This is a genomic window from Pedobacter sp. 01N416 (assembly GCF_056399685.1).
Genome location: NZ_JBFTRT010000369.1, coordinates 1 through 5904, shown reverse-complemented (window position 1 = coordinate 5904; position 5904 = coordinate 1). Strand labels below are relative to the sequence as shown.

Sequence of the window (5904 nt, the reverse complement as noted above, 5' to 3'; positions counted from 1 at the left end):
ATTAAAAGCTGCGCAATGTATCACTGCAGAGAAAAGCAATAGCTTCGCTACAAAAATGGCTGCTTATGCACTCTTATCAAGAGTTTATCTTTATATGGATAACAACGCCAAAGCCGTAGAATATGCCAACCTGGTTATCAGCTCAAACAAGTATCAATTGATGCAGGATGCCGCCTATCAAACCTATTTTAGAGGCGATCCAGAAAAAAATACCGAAAATATCTTTGCCATCAAACACACCAAAACCGAGAACTACGATTATTCAGCTATTGGCTCGTTATACTATAGTGGCGATGCCAATGGTAATGCCTTAGGCCAGGGAGAAAGCGGATGGGGAGAAATATATGCTTCGGTAAAGTATTATAATTTTCTTAATAAATATCCTCAGGATAAAAGAAAAAGCTTTATTTCACCTTTAATCGTAAATGGCGTACAACAGTTAAATACAAAACTAACCCCTGCTGCACCTATTTATTATGTAAATAAAAATAACCTGCAGGAAGGCGTGATTAATTTAACATCACCTGTTTACCTCCGTTTAGCAGAAATGCACCTAAACAGAGCGGAGGCCAATGCCAAGCTGAACAATACGCAATTGGCTTTAGATGATGTGAATATAATTAGAACCCGTGCAGGAATTCCAGCTTATACTTTGACAGATGTTACGCCAACACACAACATTTTAGATATTGTACTGGAAGAAAGATGGTTAGAACTGGCTTTTGAAGGTCAACGGGCTTACGACCTATTTAGAAATAACMGTCCAGTGGTAAGAGATTACCCAGGCACACACTCTACTATTAATGGCTCAGTTAATCAAACCATTAACCCTACTGATGCGCGTTACACAGCAAGATATATTTTATGAACGAATTATGATAATTACATTAAAACGAGATTAGAATTGGCAGTTCATTCGTCATTGGTTCATTAGTTGGCATGATGCAGAAAAGCATTCCGTGTTAATTTGTGGCTAAAAGTTTATTAAAGTATAATCATAAAGCACTTTGTAATGGGCTTGTTGTTCTTATCTTTGTGAGCAATTTTGGCGTTGCCATTATTTGGTTGGGTAAAACAGTCTGTAAGAAAAACTGTTAACCTTCCTTTAATATCAATCTTAGTATTAAACTACTTTAAAAACAACACATTATAATGTCAGACGAGAAAATAATCTTTTCAATGGCAGGTGTAAACAAAATTTACCCTCCACAAAAACAGGTTTTAAAAAATATTTACCTTTCTTTCTTTTACGGTGCCAAAATCGGGGTTATTGGTTTAAACGGCTCTGGTAAGTCATCTCTTTTAAAAATCATTGCCGGTTTAGATAAATCTTACCAAGGCGAAGTGGTTTTCTCACCAGGTTATTCGGTCGGTTATTTAGCACAGGAGCCGATCTTGGATCCTGAAAAAACCGTGCGCGAGGTGGTTGAAGAAGGCGTTGCCGAAGTAACTGCTATTTTAAAAGAGTACGAAGAAGTAAACGAAGCTTTCGGCTTAGAGGAAAACTACTCAGATCCTGATGCCATGGATAAACTGATGGCCAGACAAGGCGAACTTCAGGATAAAATTGATGCATTAGGTGCCTGGGAAATTGATTCGAAATTAGAAAGAGCTATGGATGCCTTGCGTTGTCCTGATCCTGACACTAAAATCGGTGTATTATCAGGCGGTGAGCGCCGTCGTGTGGCCATGTGCCGTTTATTGCTTCAACACCCTGATGTATTATTATTGGATGAGCCTACCAACCACTTGGATGCCGAAAGTATCGATTGGTTAGAACAATTCTTACAAAATTACGAAGGAACCGTTATTGCAGTTACCCACGATAGGTATTTCTTAGATAATGTTGCCGGATGGATTTTAGAACTAGACCGCGGTGAAGGTATTCCATGGAAAGGAAATTACAGCAGCTGGTTAGATCAAAAAGCAAAACGTTTATCGCAGGAAGAGAAAACAGAAAGCAAGCGCCAGAAAACATTAGAACGCGAGTTAGAATGGGTACGTATGGCACCAAAAGCACGTCATGCAAAATCTAAAGCACGTTTAGCCAACTACGATAAATTAGCTTCAGAAGATGGCAGAGAAAGAGAAGATAAATTGGAACTTTTCATCCCTGCTGGACCTCGTTTGGGTAATGTGGTAATTGAAGCAACAAATGTTACCAAAGCTTATGGCGATAAGGTATTGTTCGATAATTTAAACTTCTCCCTTCCGCCGGCAGGTATTGTGGGTATTATTGGTCCCAATGGTGCAGGTAAAACCACTTTATTCCGTTTAATTACCGGACAGGAAGAAGCAGATGCTGGTACATTCCGTGTAGGCGAAACCGTTGAGTTGGGTTATGTAGATCAGATGCACAACGATTTAGATGCCGATAAAACCGTTTACGAAAACATTACCGATGGATTGGACAATATCCAATTGGGCACTAAAGCCGTTAACGGACGTGCCTATGTTTCAAAGTTCAACTTTAATGGTGGCGATCAACAGAAAAAAGTAGGCATCCTATCAGGAGGTGAGCGTAACCGTGTACACTTGGCCATTACCTTGAAAAAGGGAGCCAATGTATTGCTACTGGATGAGCCAACCAACGATATCGACGTAAACACTTTACGTGCCCTGGAAGAAGCCTTAGAAAACTTTGGTGGTTGTGCCGTAGTGATCAGTCACGATAGGTGGTTCTTAGATAGGATTTGTACACACATCCTGGCGTTCGAAGGTAATTCTGAAGTTTATTTCTTCGAAGGGAACTATTCAGATTATGAAGAAAACCGCAAGAAACGTTTAGGTGATGTTACCCCAAAACGCATCAGATATAAAAAACTAAATTAATACAAAGTCCCGATGAGAATCGGGACTTTTTTGTTTGAGGTGTAATTTGGAAATTATTTTTTAACGTTATCGTCATTCCCGTGCATGCGGGAACCACGAAGTGCTCAGCGAAGCTAATCTTAAAGCCTATTGCATTACAATTATTCATAGGCTTTCTTCTCTCCAAAGGCATTCATGAGCACTACGTGGTTCCCAATCTAGTTAGGAAATCAATGCCAGTTTTTCAAGGCTTTTTTTACTGCAGCATCTGTTACTTCTTCCATTATTTTATAACCTGCAAGGTTTGGATGAACACCGTCAACCGTTAGTTCGGCACGCTGCCCTTTTCGTTCATCTACCAGCGGTGTCCAATAATCTAAAACTGTATAATTTCTTTCTTTGGCGTAGGCCACAATTTTTGCATTTAAGTCCACAATGCTATCGGCCGCTTTAATGCGCTTATTCCATGGATATTCGTAAACAGGCAGGTATTTACAGAGTATCACTTTAATGTGATGCAGCCTCGCCAGTTCTGCCATCGATTTAATGTTATCCATAATTTTATCGATGGTAACATGGCCTGTATTGCCGGCTATATCATTGCTCCCGGCCAAAATGATCACTACCTTTGGTTTAAGATTAATTACATCCTGCCGGAAACGGATGAGCAGTTGTGGCGAAATCTGCCCGCTTATCCCCCTATCCAGATAAGGTTTATCCTTAAAATATTCAGGATCTTTTTGCTTCCAGAATTCGAATATCGAACTCCCTAAAAAAACAACTCTTTTTTCTTTTCTGGTTGGTGGCGGTAAAAGTTCATTTTCTTTCTGGTACTTACTTAATGCAGCCCAATCATCAGCAAAATTCTCCTTTTTAGGTTTACTATTTAACGAATCTGTCTTCAGCTGTGCAAACGAACTGCTTGCAAAGACCAATAAAAAAAAGATTAGGATTTTACTTTTCATGGGATATTCGATTTGAACAAAACGCTAAACTAATTAATTCCCCATTAATTAAATTCTTCTCCGCTTAAATTTAAATTCGTTCTGTTTCTTTTATTGCCAAACTGACTCAGGTTATAACCCAGTGTTGCCTGCACAAAGCGGCTGATAAAGCGTGTCCTGTTTTCGGATATAGAATTGTTGCTGATACTGGTGCTAAAAAGTGAGCCTTGATTAAACAGATCGTTCGCCTGGATAGAAAAAAGGAGTTTATTATCTTTCAAGAAGGAAGTATTCAACCCCATGTTCACCAATAATGGGTTGCCGGCATATAGGTTATAGCCAAAATTTAAACTTTTAGATGCCGATGCATTTACCCTAAAACGTTTGCTTGGAATCCAACTGGCACTGCCATTTAAAGCCAGAACCTGGACATTCTTAATGTTCTGGTTCATTACAGAGTAAGTGTTTGAACTAAAGCTATACGATACACTGCTATTGAAGGAATATTTTTTCTCATTCAGATTAAACCTAAAAGCATTCGAAACATTAATTCCACCGCTCCGGTTTAATACATTTTCGGTATAAAAAACATTGCGGCTATAGGCAATATTTCCATTAATGGAGAGCGACAGTTTGTTGGTTAACAACCTTTTATTGAAGGAATAATTACCACCTATGTTATAAACACCATTTACATTCTCGTAGGTGGTTTGTTGTTTTAAACTGTTTAGCGTATCTCTCAGAAAAACCGTATTACTTACAACACTATTAAAAGCAAAAGTTCCTGACAAACCTGCCATAATACTCAATCCCGATTTGAGGTCAAATTGATTATAGCTCAAATCGGCAGTATGGCTCGAAGTTGCTTTCAGATCTGGGTTACCGATAATCAGATTCTGTACATCGTTATTGTTTCTAACGGGTTGTAGTTTATTAAAATCGGGCGAACTGGTGTAACCATTATAGCCAAAACTTAAATTCCCATTGTCTTTAATCTGATAACTTAAATTGGCAGATGGCGAAAAGTTTAACTGATAGTTTTTTAACTCTTGCCCTGTGTTCTGGTATTTACCGATAATAATACTGGGCGAAAAATTAAGTCCTAAATTATAACTGATCCGCTTTGCGTTGGTATTAAAACCGATACCAAAATTCTGATTGATAAAATTAGAGACATAATCCTGCCCCAGCGAATCGACAACAAAACTGTTTCCCAACGGATTGGTAACCGTTGTAGTTTGCAAATTGCGGCTCCTGCTAACTGAAAAACGGTAAGACAGGTTAATAAAACTGTATCCTGTACTGTCGTTTGGCTTTTTTAATGAATTGGAAAATTGGAAATTGCCCCCAAAATTGGAGTTCGAGGTATTATTATCAACCAATCTGTTCAGTAAAGAATCTTTAACCAGTACGTTGGTGGTTTCGTTGTAATACCTTATAATATCATTAATTGTACTGTTTGAGTTTCCTTCGCTTGTGCCAAAATTAAATCCCATAGATAACGACCTCTTATTATTAGCCAACCGCCTAGACCAATTAATACTTCCATTAACATTAGGATTACTGTTCCTTGAACCTGAATTAGACAGTAGATCCTGTTTGATAAAACCTGTTTTATTGGAAGTGGAAAACGCATCGTTATGGGTATTGGCCAAAGCCCCATTAAGCGAAATATTAAGGTAATTCTTCTTTGTGGCCCCATTTAAACCGAGGTTGATGTTATTGTTTAGCGATCTGGAATTATTGGCGCTTTCTCTTAAGTCGAATATTGTTCCCTGCGGGTTAAACGTTTCGAGGTAATTACTCTGAATAGATTTATTAATTCCGTTACTAAAATGATAGCCGCCATTAAAGCTAAATTCCTTCGAAATTTTGTCTCTGATATTACCATTTAAACCTCCATTGTTCATTTTGGTAAACTCATTATTCGTGATACCATAACGGCTTCCAAAACCAATTTGCTTCGTTTTTCTCCATATGCTACCATTACCGCCTAAATTATGTGCATTATTGGTGGCAGAACTCATATTTACTCCGCCAAAAACACCTTTGTCCATGCCAGGCTTAGTAATCAGGTTCAACATTTTTTGTGGCGTACCTACTTTTATGCCTGTAAAACTGGCTTCATCACCATAATCCTCAATTACCT

General features: G+C 38.4%; 4 protein-coding genes. 2 read left to right on the top strand and 2 right to left on the bottom strand.

Going from position 1 to position 5904, the window contains the following annotated elements; all coding sequences use genetic code 11:
- Together AC1DND_RS18950 and ettA are read left to right on the top strand one after the other, a co-directional pair.
- Positions 1 to 868 (top strand): RagB/SusD family nutrient uptake outer membrane protein (locus AC1DND_RS18950; RefSeq protein ID WP_477583980.1); only part of this gene is annotated, 868 nt, incomplete at its 5' end.
- A gap of 284 nt (positions 869 to 1152) precedes the next feature.
- The gene (gene ettA, locus AC1DND_RS18945; protein ID WP_057932811.1) at positions 1153 to 2832 is read left to right on the top strand and encodes an energy-dependent translational throttle protein EttA; all 1680 of its coding nucleotides are present in this window, start codon (positions 1153 to 1155) and stop codon (positions 2830 to 2832) included.
- 209 nt (positions 2833 to 3041) lie between these two features.
- On the opposite strand, the gene AC1DND_RS18940 is transcribed toward ettA, so the two are convergent.
- Both AC1DND_RS18940 and AC1DND_RS18935 read right to left on the bottom strand, forming a co-directional pair.
- Positions 3042 to 3776, bottom strand: coding sequence for an SGNH/GDSL hydrolase family protein (locus AC1DND_RS18940; RefSeq protein WP_477583978.1), 735 nt, complete (start codon positions 3774 to 3776; stop codon positions 3042 to 3044).
- A gap of 44 nt (positions 3777 to 3820) precedes the next feature.
- Positions 3821 to 5904: outer membrane beta-barrel protein (locus AC1DND_RS18935; protein ID WP_477583976.1), on the bottom strand; the 2084-nt coding region annotated here is incomplete at its 5' end.

Coding starts and splice junctions, on each gene's coding strand:
- ettA (WP_057932811.1), top strand. CDS start 1,153: ATGTCAGACGAGAAAATAATCTTTTCAATGGCAGGTGTAAACAAAATT.
- AC1DND_RS18940 (WP_477583978.1), bottom strand. CDS start 3,776: ATGAAAAGTAAAATCCTAATCTTTTTTTTATTGGTCTTTGCAAGCAGT.